16 protein-coding genes are annotated in these 20,983 nt (G+C 59.6%); 8 read left to right on the forward strand and 8 right to left on the reverse strand.

Going from position 1 to position 20,983, the window contains the following annotated elements:
* Nucleotides 1-151 precede the first annotated feature (151 nt).
* Nucleotides 152-1,285: a 5-methyltetrahydropteroyltriglutamate--homocysteine S-methyltransferase gene (locus tag OIL88_04230; GenBank protein HJI71579.1), complete on the forward strand. Its 1,134-nt coding sequence runs from the start codon at nt 152-154 to the stop codon at nt 1,283-1,285.
* Nucleotides 1,286-1,407: 122 nt separating this feature from the next.
* Nucleotides 1,408-2,742: a uracil-xanthine permease family protein gene (locus tag OIL88_04235; GenBank protein ID HJI71580.1), complete on the forward strand. Its 1,335-nt coding sequence runs from the start codon at nt 1,408-1,410 to the stop codon at nt 2,740-2,742.
* A 61-nt stretch (nt 2,743-2,803) separates the two neighbouring features.
* Here the strand turns inward: OIL88_04235 and OIL88_04240 are convergent, their stop codons facing one another.
* The 4 genes from OIL88_04240 to OIL88_04255 form a co-directional block, all read right to left on the reverse strand.
* The gene (locus OIL88_04240; protein ID HJI71581.1) at nt 2,804-3,466 is read right to left on the reverse strand and encodes an alpha/beta hydrolase-fold protein; all 663 of its coding nucleotides are present in this window, start codon (nt 3,464-3,466) and stop codon (nt 2,804-2,806) included.
* 206 nt (nt 3,467-3,672) lie between these two features.
* Nucleotides 3,673-5,457, reverse strand: coding sequence for a carbohydrate-binding domain-containing protein (locus OIL88_04245; protein HJI71582.1), 1,785 nt, complete (start codon nt 5,455-5,457; stop codon nt 3,673-3,675).
* Nucleotides 5,458-5,728: 271 nt separating this feature from the next.
* Nucleotides 5,729-7,510, reverse strand: a complete 1,782-nt coding sequence (locus OIL88_04250; protein HJI71583.1) for a carbohydrate-binding domain-containing protein — start codon at nt 7,508-7,510, stop codon at nt 5,729-5,731.
* A gap of 207 nt (nt 7,511-7,717) precedes the next feature.
* Complete coding sequence (locus OIL88_04255; protein HJI71584.1) at nt 7,718-9,031, reverse strand: NCS2 family permease; 1,314 nt, start codon at nt 9,029-9,031, stop codon at nt 7,718-7,720.
* Between the two features lie 193 nt (nt 9,032-9,224).
* Here OIL88_04255 and OIL88_04260 point away from each other — a divergent pair, with 193 nt between their 5' ends.
* Together OIL88_04260 and bsh are read left to right on the forward strand one after the other, a co-directional pair.
* Entirely contained in the window at nt 9,225-9,644 is a 420-nt protein-coding gene (locus tag OIL88_04260; GenBank protein ID HJI71585.1) for a peptide deformylase, read from the forward strand.
* A 131-nt stretch (nt 9,645-9,775) separates the two neighbouring features.
* On the forward strand, nt 9,776-10,741 hold the full coding sequence (bsh, locus tag OIL88_04265) for a choloylglycine hydrolase (protein ID HJI71586.1): 966 nt from the start codon (nt 9,776-9,778) through the stop codon (nt 10,739-10,741).
* A gap of 81 nt (nt 10,742-10,822) precedes the next feature.
* Here bsh and OIL88_04270 read toward each other — a convergent pair whose 3' ends face one another.
* Together OIL88_04270 and OIL88_04275 are read right to left on the reverse strand one after the other, a co-directional pair.
* Complete coding sequence (locus OIL88_04270; GenBank protein ID HJI71587.1) at nt 10,823-12,970, reverse strand: KUP/HAK/KT family potassium transporter; 2,148 nt, start codon at nt 12,968-12,970, stop codon at nt 10,823-10,825.
* A gap of 238 nt (nt 12,971-13,208) precedes the next feature.
* The gene (locus tag OIL88_04275) at nt 13,209-14,120 is read right to left on the reverse strand and encodes a DMT family transporter (GenBank protein ID HJI71588.1); all 912 of its coding nucleotides are present in this window, start codon (nt 14,118-14,120) and stop codon (nt 13,209-13,211) included.
* A gap of 118 nt (nt 14,121-14,238) precedes the next feature.
* On the opposite strand from OIL88_04275, the gene OIL88_04280 reads away from it, so the two are divergent.
* Together OIL88_04280 and OIL88_04285 are read left to right on the forward strand one after the other, a co-directional pair.
* Nucleotides 14,239-15,096, forward strand: coding sequence for a LysR family transcriptional regulator (locus OIL88_04280; protein ID HJI71589.1), 858 nt, complete (start codon nt 14,239-14,241; stop codon nt 15,094-15,096).
* 465 nt (nt 15,097-15,561) lie between these two features.
* On the forward strand, nt 15,562-16,779 hold the full coding sequence (locus tag OIL88_04285) for an aminotransferase class I/II-fold pyridoxal phosphate-dependent enzyme (protein ID HJI71590.1): 1,218 nt from the start codon (nt 15,562-15,564) through the stop codon (nt 16,777-16,779).
* A 75-nt stretch (nt 16,780-16,854) separates the two neighbouring features.
* Here the strand turns inward: OIL88_04285 and OIL88_04290 are convergent, their stop codons facing one another.
* Nucleotides 16,855-17,265: a peptide deformylase gene (locus tag OIL88_04290; protein HJI71591.1), complete on the reverse strand. Its 411-nt coding sequence runs from the start codon at nt 17,263-17,265 to the stop codon at nt 16,855-16,857.
* 205 nt (nt 17,266-17,470) lie between these two features.
* On the opposite strand from OIL88_04290, the gene OIL88_04295 reads away from it, so the two are divergent.
* Both OIL88_04295 and OIL88_04300 read left to right on the forward strand, forming a co-directional pair.
* A complete protein-coding gene (locus OIL88_04295) occupies nt 17,471-18,886 on the forward strand; it encodes an MFS transporter (protein ID HJI71592.1) in 1,416 nt (471 codons plus the stop codon).
* Between the two features lie 152 nt (nt 18,887-19,038).
* Nucleotides 19,039-19,959, forward strand: coding sequence for a hypothetical protein (locus OIL88_04300; GenBank protein ID HJI71593.1), 921 nt, complete (start codon nt 19,039-19,041; stop codon nt 19,957-19,959).
* A 421-nt stretch (nt 19,960-20,380) separates the two neighbouring features.
* Here the strand turns inward: OIL88_04300 and pdxT are convergent, their stop codons facing one another.
* Nucleotides 20,381-20,968, reverse strand: a complete 588-nt coding sequence (gene pdxT, locus OIL88_04305; GenBank protein HJI71594.1) for a pyridoxal 5'-phosphate synthase glutaminase subunit PdxT — start codon at nt 20,966-20,968, stop codon at nt 20,381-20,383.
* Between the last annotated feature and the right edge of the window lie 15 nt (nt 20,969-20,983).

The raw sequence follows: 20,983 nt of genomic DNA on the forward strand, positions 1-20,983 counted from the left end.
CTGCGTTCTGTACGGGTCAAATCTCTCTATGGCAGTCCCAACTGATATAGGAAACATCTATATCAAACTGTTATAAACGTATATTTTACGATGGCCATATGAGCGCTCATACTTTGTCCCAGTAAAGCAACCAATGCAAAGGGAGATATCTATGAGTGCTTTAACCACGCTGAACGCGCCGTTTCGCGCCGATATCGTCGGCAGCTTTCTTCGTCCACAGGCCGTAAAGGACGCCCGTGCCGCCTATGCTGCGGGCACACTCGACGCCGCCGGCCTTAAGGCCGTCGAGGATGAGGCCATTCGCGACCTGGTGGACAAGCAAAAGTCCGCTGGCCTGCAGGTGATTACCGATGGCGAGTTTCGCCGCAGCTACTGGCACCTCGACTTTATGTGGGGCCTCAATGGCATTGAACGCCGTACCTCGCGTACGGGCTATATGTTCCACGACGAGGAGACCACGGCCGATACCGCCGTGGTGACCGGCCCCATCAGCGGCGAGAACCACCCCTTTGTCGAGCACTTTAAGTTTGTCAAGGCACTTGAGGGCGAGGGCCACGTTGCACGCCAGACCATCCCGGCGCCGATCCAGACGTTCTCCGAAGTCACGCTCGACCGCTGCGACGGCCAGCAGGAGAGCCTGCGCGCTGTCTATAAGACCGATGAGGAACTTGCCGACGCCATCGCAGCCGCTTATCGCACGGTGATCGCCGACCTGTACGCAGCAGGCTGCCGCAACATCCAGTTTGATGACTGCACCTGGGGCATCTACTGCGACACCGATTTTGTCGCCAAAACCGGCATGAGCCCGGTCGACCTGCAAAAGGTAAGCGAGCTGGGCGTGGCGCTCAACAATGCCGCCATCGCGGACAAGCCCGACGATCTGGTCATCAACACGCATGTGTGCCGCGGCAACTACCACTCCACCTATGCCTTCGAGGGCGGCTATGACCCCATCGCGCCGCACCTGTTCGCAAACGAGGACGTCGATGCATTTTACCTGGAGTTCGATACGCCGCGCGCCGGCGGTTTTGAGCCGCTCAAGTACGTTGCCCCGGGCAAGAAGGTCGTGCTGGGCTTGGTAACCACCAAGGCGGCAGAGCTCGAGAACGAGGATGTTATCGTCGAGCGCATCCGTGAAGCCGCAAAGTACGTGCCGCTCGAGAACCTGTATCTGTCGCCTCAGTGCGGCTTTGCCAGCTGCGAGATTGGCAACAAGCTGACCGAGGATGAGCAATGGGCAAAGATCGCGCTGGTCAAGCGCATTGCCGAGCGCGTTTGGAAATAGCGCTAGTGTTTGCAGGTGGCGGCGCGTGCGAGGCATAGTGTATCGCGTACAATGGTTCGGATCGTATCGTTCGGGCAGGTTATCCGATATGCCTGATCGCCCTTCCATTCGAAAGGACATCCATGTCCCAGTCCTCGACGCCCGCCGTCAGCGATGCCATCTACGACGCATCGTCGCTCGGCCGCCCGCGCATGTTCCTGCTCGGCCTACAGCACCTGTTTGCCATGTTTGGCGCCACCGTGCTGGTGCCCGTGCTCACCGGCCTCTCGGTATCGGCAACGCTTTTGTTTGCCGGCTTGGGCACGCTGCTGTTCCACTTCCTGTCGCGCGGTAAGGTGCCGGCATTTTTGGGCTCATCGTTTGCCTTTATTGCGGGTTATGCCGCCATTGCGCCCAACGGCGAGGCCGAGCTTTTGCCCTACGCCTGCCTGGGCGTAGCTTGTGCCGGTCTGCTCTATCCGGTGCTGGCGGCACTCTTCCGCGCGTTTGGCGCCAAGCGCGTCATGCGCTTCTTTCCGCCGGTAGTGACGGGCCCCATCGTCATTTCGATCGGTCTGATCCTGGCGAGCTCCGCAATTGCCAACTGCCAGACCAATTGGCTTGTGGCTGTTATTGCCGTTGCCGTTATTGTGATCTGCAACATTTGGGGTCGCGGCATGGTCAAGATCGTGCCGATCCTGCTGGGCGTCGTGGTGAGCTATGCCGTTGCCGCCGCGTTGGGTGAGGTCGATTTTTCGGGCGTTGCCGCCGCGCCGTGGGTCGGTCTTCCCATCGTGTGGGACAACACCGTGTTTGCACTCTTTGGGCCGCAGTTCGATAGCGGCCTTGCCACGACCGCCATCATCACCATCATGCCGTTGGCCTTTGCAACCATGATCGAGCATATCGGTGATATCTCCGCTATTGGCTCCACCTGCGAGCGTAACTACATTGCCGATCCCGGCCTGCATCGCACGCTGCTCGGCGATGGTCTCGCCACGATCCTGGCTTCGCTCTTTGGCGCTCCGGCCAACACCACGTATGGCGAGAACACCGGCGTGCTTGCCCTGACGCGCGTGTTCGACCCGCGCGTGATTCGCATTGCCGCGTGCTGCGCCATCGTGCTTTCGTTCTGCCCCAAGTTCGCTGCCGTGATCGCCGCCATGCCGCCATGCGTTATCGGCGGCGTGTCGCTCGTGCTCTACGGCATGATCAGTGCCGTAGGCGTGCGCAACCTCATTGAGAACCAGGTCGATTTTCAGAACAACCGCAACGTGCTGGTGGCCGCTCTGGTGCTCGTACTTTCGCTCGGCATTGCCTATAGCACCGCCGGCGCCATCGTGTTGGAGCTGGGCGGCGTGACCATTTCGCTGTCCGGCATTGCCGTGGGCTCACTGGTGGGCATTGTGCTCAACGCCATCCTTCCGGGTAACGACTTTGAGTTTGATGTCTCCGAGCTTGAGGAGGCTGCTGAGTAGCAGCTGCGTTCAGCTAAAACAAGATATGATGCCCATGCGTATATGCGTGTGGGCACCATTTTTAATGTGTCAGTATCCAGTGGATGCCGCGGGCCATGCGTAAGTCGGTTTGGGCAAAGTGATTGCCGGGGTTGAGCTCCAGCGTTGTTGGAATGCCGCGCTCGACGAGCAACGCTTCCATCGCGCGTGTGTCGTCGAGTACGTGCCTCATCATGCGGTTGGGCGTCTTGGTTTCCTTTTTGCCGAGTGACAGATAGACGGCTTGCGGGCTGCCGGCAAAAGGGGTCGTGCTGGCACGGTCGACAAAGTCGGGAAACCACAGCGACCCCGATGCGCTCGCCGCGCGGCCAAAGACATCGGTTTGCCAGAGAGCCCAAAGCGAAAAGAGGCCTGCCAGCGAGTAGCCGGCAATGCCGCGCCAGGTGGGCGGCTGAGGAAGCGACGACTCGACCTGGGGGATTATCTGATTCAGCAGCTCATCAAGAAAACCGGATGCCTGCCCACCAAAGGGCTCGGCATCGCGTACGGTCCCGTCGCATGCCCAGGGACTCAGCTCGCGATTCCAGTTGAGGCCGCCAATGGCGACAAGGGTGAATGGTGGGCAGTCGAGCTCTCGGCAGCGGTAATAAACATCACTACCGTCGCCCATGACCACGGGGAGGTAAATGACGGGTGCGCTTTCCGTATGCTCCGAATGAACGGTTATCTGCTTTTGCGCTTCCATGACGGGCTTCTCTCAGTGTTGTGATATCGGCAGTCCCAATTGTCGCACGCCAGCGTATACCGGTTGGGCAGCATCAAGAACATTCGCGCGCGTCGTGCGGGCGCAAACAGGAAACGCCACCGCCGGAGGGGAGCTCGGCGGTGGCGCTGCTAAACGGTGCGCGGACTAGGCGGCTTTAAAAGTGTCGGTTCGTGTATGAAGGGCGTCTATGAGCGCTTGCGGCTCACCACGGCGCCTGCGGCGATGGCGGCTGTTCCCGCAAGGACGGTTGCCACGATGGCCGCATCCGAGGTGTCGCCGGTTGCCGCGAGCACGCCGGTAGTCTTGGCTTTCGTGGTTGAAGCCGCAACGGCCTTGGTCGGCTTTGAGCCCTCAGGCTTGGGGTTCTGCTTGGACTCCGCGGGCTTGCTTTCTGCGGGCTTGGTCTCGTCGGGCTTGGGGTCTTCCGGCTTGGCTACCTCGGGAGGTGCGATGACCATGCTCTTGGCGACAGCTTCGTTATAGGGGGAGTCGATCACAGCGTCGCCCGTGCCGATGGCTTGGCCTGCCTCGTAGATGCCGTCACGGAGCTTGCGATAGTCAATGACCTTGCCGCCTTCGGGCGTCTGGATGGCGGCGTTCTCAATCTTGATGGTGCCGATTGTCTTGCCGTCAGCGCTCATGGCACGGGCAAAGATTGCCGCTGTATCTCCTTCGGCCGTTACCTTGCTGCGGATGATCGAGATGACTGCGGGTGTGACGCCCTCGCTGGTCTGGGCGATGATGCCGATGTTCTCGCCTTGGGGCTCGGGGCTCGTCTCACCATCTTGGTTTTCGCTGTAGGGGATGGGGCCGTCGCCGTTCTCGACATAGCGGGCTATGGCCTTGACAACGGAGTCGCTGATGTAGATGTGGCCACCCTCCTCGTTGGGTCGATCGTTTCTGGTGGAGAATGCAGCCGAAACCTCGCCTTCCGCAAACGCGTCCACGGTGGAGCCGTTCTTGACGACGATATCGTCTTGGTAGGTGAAGAGGGCAATGGCGCCACCGTATCTGCCTTTACTTGCACGGACCGTCACGTTTGCATGGTCGAGGGTGATGCCCTTGTGGGCATAGACGCCATATTCAACACCGTTTACGTTGAGGGAGGCGTTTGTGGCTGCGAGGCTGCCCTTGGCCTCGACGGCAGCGTCTTTCTCGGAGCTTGCCTTGACCTGGCTGCCGTCCGAGATGTTGATATTACCGCCGCTCCAAAGGGCCTCACCATCGGCTGAGCTTGCCTCGACCGTCCCGCCACCCTTGATGGTGAGGTTCTTGTCGGCTCCAATACCCTTGTCCTTGGTAGCCCTGGCGGTGACGGCTCCGCTGTCGTCAATCGTGATATTGCCGTTTGCCCTGATGCCATCCGATGCACCCGTGGCGTTGACGTTGCCCGAACCTTTGATAGCGAGATCACCTCCGGCATTGATGGCATCAAACCCAGTGCTCGTGGCGTTGACGGATCCGGCTCCGTCGATGTTGATATTACCCGTGGAGAGGATAGCGTCCTCAGTAGATGTCACGCTGAGCGTGCCGCCCTCGTCGCCTTGGATATTGAGCTCGGCATTCTCGTTAGTGCCATGAGAAACGTTGATGCTTTCGATCCATTCGGCAGTGACGATGTTGGTTCCCGAGTAATTCACGTTGAGCTTGCCTGCGGCCTGGATCTCGCCGCCGTTATAGTTGTTGAGCTTCAAGTCGTCGGCGCCGTCCCACGACCAGGTACCGGCCTCGTCGCTCGCCGCGGTGTTGTACTTGTTGCCGCCGACCTTGACCCATTCCGCTGCGAGCGAGACGCTCGGCATGAGCAGCGAGCTCACCGTGAGCGCGCACACGGCGCCCGCGACGATGCGGCGCGTCACGCGGCGCCAGCTGCCGTGCGCGAGTCCTATGCGACGGCGAACGTCGGGTTCGGCAACATGGGTTCCGGCGGTAGTGTCATTGCGTTTGGGGGTCGTGAACAAGGCTGCCATGGTTGCTCCCGTTCTCATAGGGCCTATACGACTAGATTCAGCGTATCTGCTGGATATTGCCGGCGGTAGTGCCGTTTGGAGGGCAAAATGGCCAAAATGGGGGAGAAATAGGCCGCACGCCGGCGCAGGGACCGGCGCTAAAAGAAAAGCGCGGGGCCGCATGGCGACTCCGCGCTTTATTGTTCAGCTTTTGCAGCCTTGCCCTTACGCTACGAAGAAGTAGACGAGGAAGGCAAGGGCCGCGATCCACCCGTCCCGTGCGAAAAAGTGTTTACGAGCGCTTGCGGCTCACCACGGCGCCCGCGGCGATGGCGGCTGTTCCTGCAAGGGCGGTTGCCACGATGGCTGCGTTCGAGGCGTCGCCGGTTGCCGCGAGCTTGCCGGTGGTCTTGGCTCCCGTGGCTGCAACTGCAATGGTCTTGGTCGTCTTCGTGCCCTCGGACTTGGAACCCTCGGGCTTGGAACCCTCGGGCTTGGTCTCGCCTGGCTTCTCCTCGGGCTTGGTCTCCTCGGGAGGCACGATGACCGTGCTCTTGGCGACAGCGGCGTCATAGGGGGAGTCAATCGTGGCATCGCCCGTGCCAATGGTCTGCCCCGCCTCGTAGACGATGCCGTCGCTGAGCTCTTCCTTGTTGCGATAGTCAATGACTTTGCCGCCTGCAGGCGTCTGGATGATGGCGTCCTTGATTTCGATGGTGCCGATCGCCTCGCCGTCCGCGCTCATGGCAAGGGCGATGATTGCCACAGTGTCTCCCTCGGCCGTGACCTTGCTGCGGACGATCGAGATGGTCGCGGGCGTGATGCCCTCGTGGGTCGATGCGTAGATGCCGATGTTCAGGCCCTCGGACTCAGGGATGATTCCGTCGTTCTGGTCTGTGCTGTAGTGGTCGGGGCCATCGCCGCCGGTCTCGGCATAGCGGGCTATTGCCTTAACAACGGAGTTGCTGATGTAGATGTGGCCACCCGCTTCGTTGGGGTTGAAGTTTCTGGTGGAGATTGCAACCGAGAGCCTGCCTTCTGCGAACGCATCTACGATTGAACCGTTCTTGATGACGATGTCGTCCTCGTCGGTGTAGAGGGCGATGACCTCCCCGCCATCTGAGCTTGCGCGGACCGTCACGGTCGCGCCATCGAGCGTGATGCCCTTGTAGGTATAGATGCCATATCCAACGCCGGTTGCGTCAAGGGATGCGTCCGTGACCGTGAGACCGCCATAGGCCTTGACGGCATAATCTTCCTTGGAGCTTGCCTTGACCTGGCTGCCGCCCGAAATCTCGATGTTGCTGTCGGCCTCGATCGCCTTGTCCTTGACGGAGCTTACCTCTACCTTGCCGCCGCCCTTTATGGTGAGGTTCTCGTTGGCATCGATACCTTCATCCTCGGTAGCCTTGGCGGTGACGGTTCCGCTGCTGTCGATTGTGATGTTGTCGTCGGCCCTGATGCCGTCCGAATCACCTGTGGCGTTAACGTTGCCCGAACCCTTGATGGTGAGATCGCCCTTGGCATCGATAGCATCGGACTCGGTGCTCGTGGCGTTGACGGTGCCAGCGCCGTCGATGTTAATGTCGCCTTCAGACCAGATGGCGTCGCTGGAAGACGTCACGTTGAGCGTACTGGACGCGTCGCCTTGGATGTTGAGCTCGGCGTTCTCGTTCGTGCCATCCACAACCTCGATACCGAGGCCGTCGTCGTTAGTGACGGTGTTGTTGCCTGAGTAGCTCACGTTGAGCTTGCCCTCGGCCACGATCGCGCCGCCGTTATAGCCGTTGAGCTTCATGTCGTCGGCGCCGTTCCACGACCAGGTGCCGGCCTCGTCGCCTGCCGCGGTGTCATACCAGGCTCCGCCGACTTCCACCCGCTCGGCCGCAAGCGAGACGCTCGGCATGAGCAGCGAGCTCACCGTGAGCGCGCATACGGCGCCCACGACGATGCGGCGGGTCACGCGGCGCCAGCTGCCGTGTGCGAGCAGCGTGCGACGGCGCACGTCGGGCTCGACAAAATGGGCTCCAGAGGTTTTGTCATTGCGCTTGGGGGTCGTGAACAAGGCGGCCATGGTTACTCCCATCCTCATAGGGCCTATGCGATTACGCCCAGCATATCTGCAGGATGTAGCCGGCGGTAGTGCCGTTTGGAGGGCAAAATGTCCAAAACTTGGGAAGCAATACATCGCGCGTCCGTGCGTTGCCTGGGCTTAAAAGAAAAGCGCGGAGCCGCTCGATGCGACTCCGCGCTTTGGCGTTCTGCTTTGGCAGCTTTGCCGTTACGCTACAAAGAAGTAGACGAGGAAGGCAAGGGCTGCGATCCACATGAGCGGCTTGATCTTGGATGCCTCGCCCTTAAAGAGCGCGACGACCACGTAGGCGATAAAGCCCAGACCAATGCCGGCAGAGATGGAGTAGGTGAAGGGCACGCCGGCGACAATCATGAACGCCGGGAAGCCCTGCGACACGTCGGACCAGTCGATCTCGGAGGCCTCGCTCATCATGAGGTAGCCGACGTAGACCAGAGCACCGCAGGTGGCGGCACTGGAAACGATGGTGACGATGGGGGAGAAGAACGCGGCGAGAATGAACAGCACGCCGGTGGTGACGGAGGTGAGGCCCGTGCGACCACCGTCGGCAGCGCCAGAGGTGGACTCGACGAAGGTAGTGATGGAGGAGACGCCCATAAAGCCACCGGCAGCAGCGGCCACGGAGTCGACGACCAGGATGGGACGGATGTCCTCGACATTGCCGTCCTCGGTCAGGAACTCGCCCTGCTTGGCGACGGCCATCGCGGTGCCCATGGTGTCGAAGAAGTCGCTCATGAGCAGCGAGAAGGCAACGACGAGCAGCATCGGGTCGGTCAGAACTTTCACGATGGCCATGTTGCCGTCGGCGGTGCTGGCAAACGGGGCGCCAAAGGTCGAGAAGTCGAGCGGTGCGATGAGGCCCTCGGGCGCATGGGTGACGCCCAGCGGGATACCGGCGATAACGGCGACGATGATGCCGATGAGCAGCGAGCCCGGCACGTTGCGGGAAGCCAGGGCAACCGTCACGACGATGGAGATGATGCCGACGATAAAGGTGGGGGAGGTGATGTCACCCAAGCCGACGAGCGTGCCGGCGCCAGCGGTGATGATGCCGGCGTCGCACAGGCCGATCATGGCGATAAACAGGCCCAGGCCCACCGAGATGGCGTGGCGCAGGACCACGGGGATGGCGTCCATGATGGCCTCGCGCAGGCCGCACAGGACGAGCAGCAAGATGACGATGCCCTCGAGGAAGATAACGCTCATGGCCACGTGCCAGTCGCCGCCGCACATGGTGGTGGCGATGCCCGCGATCATGGCGTTGATGCCCAGGCCCGACGCGCAGGCGAGCGGGCGGTTTGCGAAGATGCCCATGCAGATGGTCATGATGCCGGCGCCCAGGCAGGTGGCGCAGGCGAGCGCTCCCGCATCGATGCCAGCGCCCGAGAGTACCGCGGGGTTGACGGCGATGATGTAGGCCATCGCCAGGAATGTTGTCAGTCCAGCGCGAAGTTCGGTCCCGATTGTGGACTTGCGCTCACTGACGTGAAATAGTTCGTCCATGCATACCCTTTCCTTGTTCGGCCCCGAGTTTAGGCCGATTGACACGAACTCACCCACTATATCGCCTTTGTGAAGTTGGTGTTCCTCACATGTTGATGTTCGGCGGTTTGTAACGGACGGGCGGTATCTTTCGCATGAAATTGTGTAGGTACCGTATACTTAAGCGGTTACAACGACCCCTATGGAGGAACGTATGATTAAAGAGCTCTGCCGCGACGAGGCTATCCTGTCTCAGCGTTGCGAGGTTGCGACTGTCGAGGACGAATCGGTCGCTCAGGATCTGATTGATACCATCAAGTCGCTCGATGATGCCGGCTGCTTGGCCGCCAATCAGATTGGCGTTACCAAGAAGGTCTGCGTCTACCTGGACGATGCCGGCGAGCCCCACGTGCTCTACAACCCCCGTCTGGTGTTTGGCCTGGGCGCCAGCAAGATGGAGGAGAGCTGCCTGACGCACGAGGAGGTCACCAAGTCCACGCGCTATATCAAGTGCAAGGTTGCCTTTGACCAGATCGTCGATGGCAAGATGCGCGAGCGCAAGCAGGACTTTGTGGGCTTCGAGGCGCAGATGGTCCAGCATATGATCGACCACTGTCTTGGAAAGTTGGTCTAAGGGGACCAAAGCACCGCACTTCGTCTCTTTTGGTCCGGGCGTGACATTGTTGTCATGTCCGGGCTTTTGTGTTTAGCGCCTTTTTGTTTGGTGACAATGAGCTTAGCAAGAACGTAAAGCTAGGAGGCGCTATGTGTACGAGCATTCGATTTACCGATAATTCTGGCCACATGTATCTAGGCCGCAACCTCGACTGGAGCTTTGACTACGGCCAACAGGTTCGCGTGATGCCGCGCGGGTTTCACATCCCGTATTCGTTTATCGACGATGCGTCGGCGGCACACGCGGTAATCGGCATGTGCATCGATTACAAGAACTATCCCATGTTTTTCGACTGTGGTAACGATGCGGGTCTGGCTGTGGCGGGGCTCAACTTTCCCGGCTATGCCGAGTATGCCGAGGGCCCGGTTGATGGAAAGACCAATATCGCGGCCTATGAGTTTCCCCTGTGGGTGGCAGCGACGTTCTCGACGGTCGATGAGGTCGAGGCCGCGCTGCGCGACACGGTGATTGTCGCCAAATCTGCCGGAGAGGGGCTGGGCGTGTCGCTGCTTCATTGGATTATCGGCGACAGCCAGCGCAGCATCGTGGTCGAGATGATGGCTGACGGCCTGCATGTATACGACGATCCGGTCGACACCCTTGCCAACCAGCCGACCTTCCCGTGGCACATGGAAAACCTGCGCACCTATATCACCGCCACAAGCGATTTTCCGCAGACGGCGACATGGCGTGGCGCCGAGCTTAAGCCCTATGGAGCCGGTGCCGGCATGCGCGGCATTCCGGGCGATTGCTATTCGCCGAGCCGTTTTGTAAAGGCGGCGTACCTCAATGCCAATTACCCGCAAAAGGAGAGCGAGACCGAAAACGTCGTTCGCATGTTCCGCTCGCTCGAGGGCGTGGTGATGATCGAGGGAGCGTCCAGGATGGGCGATGGCAAGTTCGAGAAGACTATCTATACCGGATGCTTTAGCGCGCGCACGGGCAATTATTACTACGCGATGTATGGGGATCCGTCGATTCGCTACGTGAGCCTGATGGATGCCGAGGGCGCGAGCCCCGATAGGCTCGTGGTTCCCGAGCCGCGCCGTTCGTAGCTCACTGGTCCGTTGCGACATAAAACGGCCTCGCACCTCTTATGAGATGCGAGGCCGTTGTCGTCAATGGCTGGTGGCGTGTTAGAAGTTGGCGTCGTTGAACTGGGTGCTCTCGAGTCCGTCGAGTTGCTGTTCGGGCGTATCGGCGACGCTCTCGAGCAGCTCGGTGGGATCGACGTTCATGCTCTTGCCGGCCTCGTTGCCGTTGACCAAGTCGTCCGAGAAAATGTCGACCTCCATTTCCTCGGCCTCTTCGATCTGGACCTCGAGCGGCACCTGGGTGCGCACAAGTTTGACGGCCGGGCGCATGCGGGCAAAGAGCGGTACGTACTCAATGATGATGGCCGAGTTCTCGAGACCGTACCAGCGTGCCGGGCTTCCGCAGGCGCGGCGGACGGCGTACTTGATGGCCATCACGCGGTGGTCATTGCGGTTGATGTCCGTTTCGGGGGCAAGCATCTTGCGCAGCATGCAAAAGCGGAAGTCACCTACGTTGCCGCGCGTCTCGTAGATGGAGTAGGTGTGATGTTGCGGCGGCAGCTCGCCCGATGCCATCAAGTCGCCGACGATCTGACGCAGATAGGCGTTGACGCGCTGGTTGACCTTAAAGCCCAAGTCCAGGCGCACGCGGAACAAAAAGTCCGTGCCAAAGGTCTCGACGGAATACTCGTGCGTATAGGGTTCGTCGGTAACGTGCACGTTGATGAACCAATATGCCTTGGCGCGCTTGGGGTGCTTGTCCAGGATGGAATAGAGCACGTCGCGGTCGAGTGTGAGCGGGTCGGGGCTGTTGGTGAGAAATACCAGATTGTCGGCGAGCACGGGATAGGTCTCGTCATTGCGCAGGCGATTGAGCTGGTCGATGTACTTGGAGACGGGCAGCAGAATCGTCTGCGTGCGCTCGATGGCGGTGCCGCGACGCCACACATACATAAGGCCAAACAGCAGTGCGGCCAGGAAGATCATCACATAGCCGCCGTCAAAGAACATGGTGAGGCACGAAGCGAAGAAGCACAGCTCAATGGCGCCAAAAAGCAGGGCGAAGACGCAGGCGCCCAGTCTGTGCTTGAGAATGCCGACGATATAGCTCGTCAAAAGCGTCGTGGTCATAAGCATGGTCACGGTAATGGCGAGGCCATAGGCGCTCTCCATGCGCTCGGAGTTCTGGAACAGCAGCACGATGAAGATGCAGCCGACCCACATGATGTTGTTGACGAGTGGAATATAAAGCTGGCCCTTGGTGTCGCTGGGGTAGTGGATGCGCAGGTGCGGCATAAGGTTGAGGCGCGTTGCCTCCGAAACCAACGAGAACGAGCCGGTAATGAGCGCCTGCGAGGCGATGATGGCCGCCACGGCCGAAAGCACGATGGCAAAGGGGCGCAGGGGCTCAGGAAGCATCATATAGAACGGGTTGACGATATCCATCGCGAGCATCTGGGGGTTGGAGTTATTGGCGAGCAGCCAAGCGCCTTGACCCAGATAGTTGAGGATAAGGGCCGCCTTAACAAACGGCCAGGATGCATAGATGTTTGCCTTGCCAACGTGGCCCATGTCCGAGTAGAGGGCCTCGGCGCCGGTCGTCGACAGAAAGACAAAGCCGAGCACCATAATGCCCGAGTGGTTGATGGGCGAGAACAGGAACATGATGCCGCGGATGGGGTTGAGCGCGCGCAAGATGGACAGGTTGCCGAGCATGTTGAACAGGCCGGCGCCTGCCAGGAACAGGAACCACAGCGTCATGAGCGGGCCGAACAGCTTACCGATCGACGAGGTACCGGCGCGCTGCATGGCAAATAGGCCGCAGATAATGATGATGGTGATGATGATGACGTTGGTCTGGCCGTCGCCCAAAAGCGCGTGGCCCCACTCGATAGTGCGCAAGCCCTCGATGGCCGTGGTAACCGTGACGGCGGGGGTGAGGATGCCGTCGGCGAGCAGCGCCGCGCCGCCGATCATGGCAGGTAGGATCAGCCATGGTGCTACTTTTCGCACCAGGCTAAACAGGGCGAAGATGCCGCCTTCGTTGTGGTTATCGGCCTTCATGGCGATTACCACGTACTTGACCGTGGTCACGAGCGTCATGGTCCAGATGACGAGCGAAAGCGCGCCCAGAATCATGTCCTCGCTGACGGTGCCGATGCCGCCGTTGTTGGCGACGATTGATTTCATGGTGTACATGGGGCTCGTGCCGATGTCACCATAGACGACGCCGAGCGTTACGAGCAGCATGCCAGCGGAGAGGGGAATGGCTCCGTGCCCGCCTTGACCATGCTGGTCTTGGGGGCTTGCCTCCAGTTTGTTGTGTGCCACGTGGACTCCCTTGGACATCTGGTTATCTGTCTAGGACAGATAATCTTTATGCCGTCTTTATATATACAAGAGCAGTTTGGCACATCGGGTTATTTTAGACAATAATCCTCAGCTGGGGATTATTTATCTACGCAGGTAGCATTCAAAGCAGGGGCTTTTAAGCACGCACTGTCTGGGCGATGCCAGCCTTGGCGTTTGCGCGTTTGCCGGCGAGTTCGCAAAAAATCGCGCCGCCGATGATAAGTGCGGCGCCCGTCAGGCGGATCGGTGTTATGGCTTCGCCTAAAAGGACGGCCGAGAACACGACCGCCGAAAGCGGCTCGAGGTAGCCGACGACCGCGACGGTCTGAACGGGCAGCTTGGCGACAGCACTAAAATAGAGCAGGCAACCGATGCCGGTGTTGACGACGCCGAGCATGATGACGGCGCGCCAATCAATACTGGCGGCGACACCGGCGGACAGGAATGAGGGAGCGCCCTGCGTGATGAGCGTGAGGACCAGCGCGGTCGCAAAGGCGGCGCTCACCTGGAGCGTGGAGTTTTCGAGGCCTTCGATGTGTGGCGCACCCTTGCTGGCGATGACCATCAGCGCATAGCAAAATGCCGAGGCGATGCCGCAGGCGATACCCGCAATGGGCATATTGCCGCCTAGACCTTGCGCTGCAATGAGAAAAGCACCGCAAGCAACGGCGATAAAGCCGGCGATTTTGCCGCCGGTCAGTTTTTCGCCAAAGATGAGCGGGGAGAGCGCCATGACGATGATGGGGCCGCAGTAGTACAGCAGCGAGGATACGCCGACGCCGATCGTCTGGTAGGCACGGAAGAGAAAAATCCAGCTGGCACCCAGCGCGGCTCCCGAGAGAAGGAGTGCTGCGGCCTCGCGGGGGCGAGACGGAGCCTGCAGGTTATGGCGCTTGGTTATGAAGAGGACGGCGGCAAGGGTGAGAGCGCCCAAAAACGTGCGCAGGAGCACGATATCGGAGCTCGGCAGCGCGATGGCGGCGGCGATGATGCCGTTAGAGCCAAACAATAGCAATGCTGCTAAGTACGTAAACAGTCCGTTGTTCATGCGCTGACATCCCCTCTATATCCGAGCATGTTCACTATGGGTGAACTGGCTATAGAAGAAAAGCGAATATAATGCATGGATAACATGACAAAAACTCATGTAAAGGTGGAGGCGTGTCGTGGAAACGAATATTCAAAAGATGCAGGTGCTGCTGGAGACGGTGCGCGCCGGAAGCTTTACGCGTGCTGCCGAGCGCCTGAGCTATTCGCAGTCGGGCGTGAGCCGTATGGTGGCCGATCTTGAGGCCGATTGGGGCTTTAAGGTGCTCGGCCGCAGTCGCGAGGGCGTAGTGCTTTCTGCCGACGGGCGGCAGGTCATGCCGGCGGTTGAGGCGCTCTGCGAGGAATTCACTCGCTTGCAGCGACGGGTGGATGAGATGCGCGGGCTCATGCGCGGCAAAATCTGCATCGGTACGTTTTCGAGCGTGGCGACCCACGTGCTGCCGCCGGTGATTGCGCGCTTTCGTGCCGATCATCCGGACGTCGATTATGAGTTGCTGATGGGTGATTACTCAGAGATTGAACAATGGGTGGCTGAGGGTCGTTGTGACCTGGGCTTTATCCCGCGCGAGCCACGCGGCGCCGGCATGGCGTCGCGACCGTTGGTGCAAGACGAGCTGATGGCCGTGGTGCCAGCGGACTCCTCGCTTGCCACCGCGGAGGTCGTTTCCCTTGCCGATTTGGCCAACGAGCAGTTTATCCTGCTGGAACGCGGTAGCGACGACGAGATTACGCCGCTGTTTCGCCGCGCAGGCCTGGCGGTGCGCTCTAAGCTGTCGACCTGGGATGACTATGCGATTATGGCCATGGTCGAGGACGGCCTGGGCGTGAGTGTTCTTCCCGCGCTCATCTTGCGCCGCTGTCAGTTCGATGTTGCCGTGCGCCCACTCGAGGGACATCCTCATCGGCAGATCAACGCCATATATCGAACGGCCGACGTTTCGCTTGCCGCTGCTCGATTCCTTGAATACCTCTAAACGCGTGCATGTCATTGTCTGCTTTGGGCAAATCTCGGAGTCCGGTACATTTTCTTATGAAATTGAACTATCGAATGAGGTGCCGCGTTATACTGCTTGCTAAATTGAACCATGGTTCAATTCGTGTTCTATAAATTGAACTTTGCCAGCAAGGAGGTTCTAGTGGCCCAAGAGACGTTTAGCGATCGCCTGCGACAGGCTATGTCCGATCGCGACGTTCGCCAGTCGGACGTGATCCGCGCATCGGAGATGCTCGGCAAAAAACTCGGCAAGAGTCAGATGAGCCAATATGTGGGCGGCAAGACGATCCCGCGGCGCGATGTGGCCGAGCTGCTCGCCCGTATTTTGGAGGTCGATGTTACCTGGCTGCTTGCCGGCGACGCCGATCAAGGCGAGGCATCATCACCCCGCAACGATTCCAAGCCCGAACCCCATCCCTCAGCTCAAATTGCAAGGAGCACCACCATGCGTACTTTTTCTAAATCCACCAAGCTCGATAACGTCCTGTATGACGTGCGCGGTCCCGTCGTCGACGAGGCCGCCCGTATGGAGGACGAGGGCGAGCGCATCCTCAAGCTCAATATCGGCAACCCGGCGCCCTTCGGTTTCCGCACACCCGATGAGGTCATCAAGGACATGCGCCAGCAGCTGCCCGACTGCGAAGGCTATTCCAACTCGCGTGGCCTGTTCTCCGCGCGCAAGGCGATCATGCAGTATTCGCAGATCAAGGGCCTGCCCAACGTTCAGATGGAGCATATCTACACGGGCAACGGCGTGTCCGAGCTCATTCAGCTTTCGATGAACGCGCTGCTCGACAATGGCGACGAGATTCTGATCCCCAGCCCCGACTATCCGCTCTGGACGGCGTGCGCAACCCTTGCTGGCGGTCATCCCGTACATTATCTGTGCGATGAGCAGGCGGATTGGTATCCCGACCTGGAGGATATGGAGTCCAAGATCACGAGCGCGACCAAGGCCCTCGTCATCATCAACCCCAATAACCCCACGGGCTCGGTCTATCCGCGCGAGGTACTCGAGGGCATCGTCGAGATTGCGCGCAGGCATCAGCTGATGATCTTTGCCGACGAGATCTACGACCGCCTGTGCATGGACGGTTATGAGCATGTCTCGATCGCTTCACTCGCTCCCGACCTGCCCTGCGTCACCTTTAGCGGCCTGTCCAAGTCGCACATGATCGCGGGCTACCGTATTGGCTGGATGGTGCTTTCGGGCAACCAGCGCTGCATGAGCGACTTTATTATGGGCATCAACATGCTCTCGAACATGCGCCTGTGCTCTAATGTCCCGGCTCAGTCGATCGTCCAGACGGCGCTCGGCGGCCATCAGTCGGTCAACGACTACATCCGTCCCGGCGGTCGTGTCTACGAGCAGCGCAACTTTGTGTATGAGGCGCTCAACAAGATCGACGGCATCTCGGTGGTCAAGCCGCGCGCGGCGTTCTACATCTTCCCCAAGATGGATGTGAAGAAGTTCAACATCACCGACGACGAGCAGTTTGCCCTTGACCTGCTGCACGAGAAGAAGATCCTGATCACGCGCGGCGGCGGCTTTAACTGGGCCGAGCCCGATCACTTCCGTATCGTGTACCTGCCGCGCATGGAAGTGCTCAAAGAGTCCCTCGAAGATCTCGCCGACTTCTTCGATCATTACCGCCAGAGCTAGTGGGATAGAAGTTCCGCACTATGAAAAGCTCCCTGCAGTTGTTTTGCTGCAGGGAGCTTTCTTGAATCGGCGGAACTAAATAACGATTCCGCAACAGTGGTCGATTTCGTGCTGGATGATCTCGGCGGTGTAGCCCGAGAAGTTTTTGATGCGGTGGACGAAGTTCTCGTCCAAATACTCAACCTTAATGCGGCGATAGCGGGTGCAGGGACGCTCGCCGATCAGCGAGAGGCATCCTTCGCTCGTCTGATAGGCATTGACCTGTTCAAGAATTTGAGGGTTGTACATCAGGAGCGCCCTGTTGCCGTCCTTTACGCAGATGATGCGTTTGCGCACACCGATCATGTTGGCGGCGAGCCCCACGCACTCGTGCTCATGCTCGTGGAGTGTATCCAGGAGGTCCTGCCCGGTCGCGGCATCGTCGGGCCCCGCGTCTTCGGAAGGCAGGCGCAAAAAGAACTCGGATTTCATGATGGGCTTAATCATGGCGGGCTCCTCATGTCTTATGCTTTCGTGGACTTTTAATAATAGCGCGGAAGGAAAGCTGCGCGTCCGCGTTACAATCTTTTGACGTTGGACCATGTTGCCAGATTCGTCGTGTACGGCGTCTGGCGTAAGTCTAGGGCTCATTTTTCGCCCTGGACTGTTCCTCTGGGGCGATGCGACTGTCGTTCCAAGAGGAAGGAAATGCATGGGGAGCAAATCTCAGCAACAAGTTCAAGCAACGCCATCGGCCACTGCGGCACTTCTCGTCGTTATGTATATTGCAGCCTTTGTTGCCGCGTTTAACGAGAACATCATTAACGTGGCGTTGCACGACATTATGGCAGCCTTTTCGGTGAGTGCCACCACGGCGCAGTGGCTCGTTTCGGGCTACATGATCGTGACGTCGATCTTTACGGCCATCATGGCCTTCCTGTCCGGCCGTTTCTCGACGCGCAAGCTGTTGTTTTTCGCATGCGGATGTATGGTCGCCGGCGAAGTCCTGTGTCTGATCGCTCCGTCGTTTAGCGTTTTGCTACCAAGTCGTATTTTGCAGGCTGCGGGATCGGGCATCTTGTTCCCGCTCATGATGAACGTGGTGCTGTCTTGCGCCCCGCGCGAGAAGCTCGGTCTGTATCTTAGCCTGGGCGGTGCCTGCATTACGCTAGGGCCGGCGTTTGGACCCGTAATCAGCGGTCTTATGTGCACGTTGTTCGGCTGGAGGGCGGTGTTCGTAGTGCCGCTGGTGGGCGGCATTGTGGTCGCTGCGGCGGGCGTTAAGCTTGTTCAGAATGTCGGAGAGCGCTCGAGCACCACGCTTGATATTCTGTCGGTTGTTTTGCTCGCCGCCGGCATTACGGCATTCGTGTATTCCGTAGGCGAGTTCTCGACCAATCCGATTGCCGGCATCGTGGCGCTTTTCGCCGCCATTGTGCTGCTCGGCCTGTTTGCGGCCCGTCAGCTCAAGCTCGAGCATCCGGTGCTTAACGTGCGTCCCATGGCGAGCGTTCGTTTTTGGCCCGCGTGCCTGCTTGTGGTGGTGTCGATGATGACGACGTTCTCGATGAGCGTTTTGTTGCCGCTCTATTTTGAGGGCGCATACGGCATGACCGCACTTATTGCGGGCTTGCTCATTTTGCCGGCGATTGCCTGCAACGCCGTGACCTCGATTGTGGGCGGACGCGTGATGGACGCCCGTGGCGCATGGCCGCTGCTGCCGGTCGGCTTTGCCTTGATTGCCGTGGGGCAGACTGCCATCTCGATGACGGCGGCAAGTATGAACATCGGCGTCGTCGTGGCGCTGACCGTTGTGGTGTATGCCGGAGTCGGTTTGGTGCTGAGCCCCTCGCAAACGGCCGGCTTGGAGACGCTGCCTGCCGCTGAGCATCCCCACGGAACGGCATTGCTTAACACGTGGAACATGATTGCCGCATCGTTTGGCCCATCGCTGTTTATCGGTCTGCTCTCGAGTTCTGCGGCGACTGCCGGCGCGGCTGGCGCTGCGACCGACGTTGCCCAGGCGATTGGATTTGCAGCTGCCGTGCGTGTGGCGGCTGTGATTGCCGTGGTCGGGTCTGCGACGTCGCTGGTGTACGCTCGTCGCGAGTCGCACATGTCGCATTAATGTGTGCACATAGATTCTGCAGCTAGATTGGATGGCAACACCATAAACTAATTGACGTTTTGCCGAGAGGCATGAATGTTTAAAGCGCAAAGAGTGCGCGACGGGCCCCGCGAATGGGGCGATGATGCCCGAGAGGGCCAAGAAGGAGTCTCATGTCCGAGAACGAAGAGATCATGAACGAGACCGAGAACGAGACCATGGCTGCCGAGGTTGAGGCAGTCGAGACCGTGGAGACCGAAGCTGCCGAGGTTGAGGCTGCTGACGAGGTTTCCGCCGAGGAGGAGGCCGAGGTTGTCGAGGCCACCGTTGATTACGATGACGAAGAGCTGATGGACAAGATGCAGAAGGCCGCCCGCCTGCTGCGTAGCCGTCGCTTTGCTATTTCCAAGGAGGAGGAGGCCAAGGCCGAGCGCATGGCGAACATCGAGCGCGCCATCAAGCTTCTTGACCTCAAGCCCAAGATGGAGCAGAAGGAAATGTCCGACCTGCTGGGCATGCGCCTTCGTGAGCTCGATGGTCTGATGGCCGAGGCCGAGGCTGCCGATCTGGTCGGCCGCATCGACGACGCCGAGGGCGATATGCGCAAGATCGTCGTCTTCGCTGCCGAGGATGCCGCTGAGGGCCTGGTCGAGCTTGCCAACAAGAAGGAGAAGCTTCTGCCCGAGCTTTCTTACGAGGAGGCCACCGAGCTGATGGCCGCTCTCGATAAGGTTATCGCTCCGCTCGTCGCCATGGGCCTGGACGAGGACCGCGGTCCTCGCGGCGGTCGTGACGATCGCGGTGGCCGTGGCGGCGACCGTGGCGGTCGCGGCGGCTTTGGCGATCGCGGTGGCCGTGGCGGTGACCGCGGCGGTCGCGGTGGCGATCGCGGCGGCCGTGGCGGCTTTGGTGACCGCGGCGGCGACCGTGGCGGTCGCGGCGGCTTTGGTGGCAACCGTGGTGGTTATGGTGACCGCGGCGGCGACCGTGGCGGTCGCGGCGGCTTTGGTGGCAACCGTGGTAACGACCGCGGCGGTCGTGGTGGCGACCGTGGCGGCCGCAACGGCGGCGGCTTCCGCGGTAACCGCTTCTAGGGGTTACGCGGTTCTACGAACCGCGTAACTAGTTGACGCTGCGCGCCACCCAGGGCGACAATTTGTCATTCAAAAGGCAAGGCATGACCAGAAGGTCTATGCCTTGCCTTTTTCATGCCAACTTGTTCGCCCTGGGCGGCGCTCGCTGGCGTTGCCAAAACATCGGCGTTGCCTTGATCAAAACCTGCCAAAAAGGGACAGGTTTATTTTGGTCGGTTTTATCTGAGCAAACGTGGTTGTCTATCGCAATGTAGTCGTTGGGAACGTTCTTGTTTGAGTAGTCGTTTAAGAGCGTCCCCAATGACTACATAGCATGAGAGTGGATAATCTCCCGGTTTGAGCCTGCATTCAAGCTCAAAGTGGGAGATTATCCACTCTCATTTGTTGTATGTCCGAAAATCCACGCTCGTTTAAATTCTGCCTACATTTGTAGGAACAGTTCGTGGAGGCGGGTATCGTCGTCGAGCTCGGGGTGGAAGGTTACGCCGAGCTGGTTGCCCTGACGGGCGGCGACAATACGACCGTCGACTTTCGCTAAGGCCTTGGCGTCGCCGTGGACCTCGACGATGCGGGGCGCGCGGATAAACGTCAGCGGCACTTCACCGTCGATGCCGGCTACCTGCCCCTTGGTTCGAAAGCTGCCGAGCTGCCTGCCGTAGGCATTGCGCTCGACAAGTACATCCATGGTTTCCAGACGCGGCGTGCCCTTATCGTCATGGGCGGCAAGGTCGTGAGCCAGTAGGATCAGGCCGGCGCAGGTGCCCAGGACGGGCATACCTTCAGCGATACGGGCACGAAGCTCCTCGAGCATGCCCAACTCATCAAGCAGCTTCCCTTGAACGGTAGACTCGCCGCCGGGAAGCACCAGACGGTCAAAGTCCTGCTTCAAATCAGCCGCCTGCCTCAGCTCAATACAGTGTGCGCCAAGCTCGAATAGTCTTGCCTCGTGCTCGGCAAAAGCGCCTTGGACCGCCAGCACGGCAACCGTTTGGTCTGCATAATCGCTCATGTGCGATCCTTTCTG

Source organism: Coriobacteriaceae bacterium (assembly GCA_025992855.1).
Lineage (GTDB): Bacteria > Actinomycetota > Coriobacteriia > Coriobacteriales > Coriobacteriaceae > Collinsella.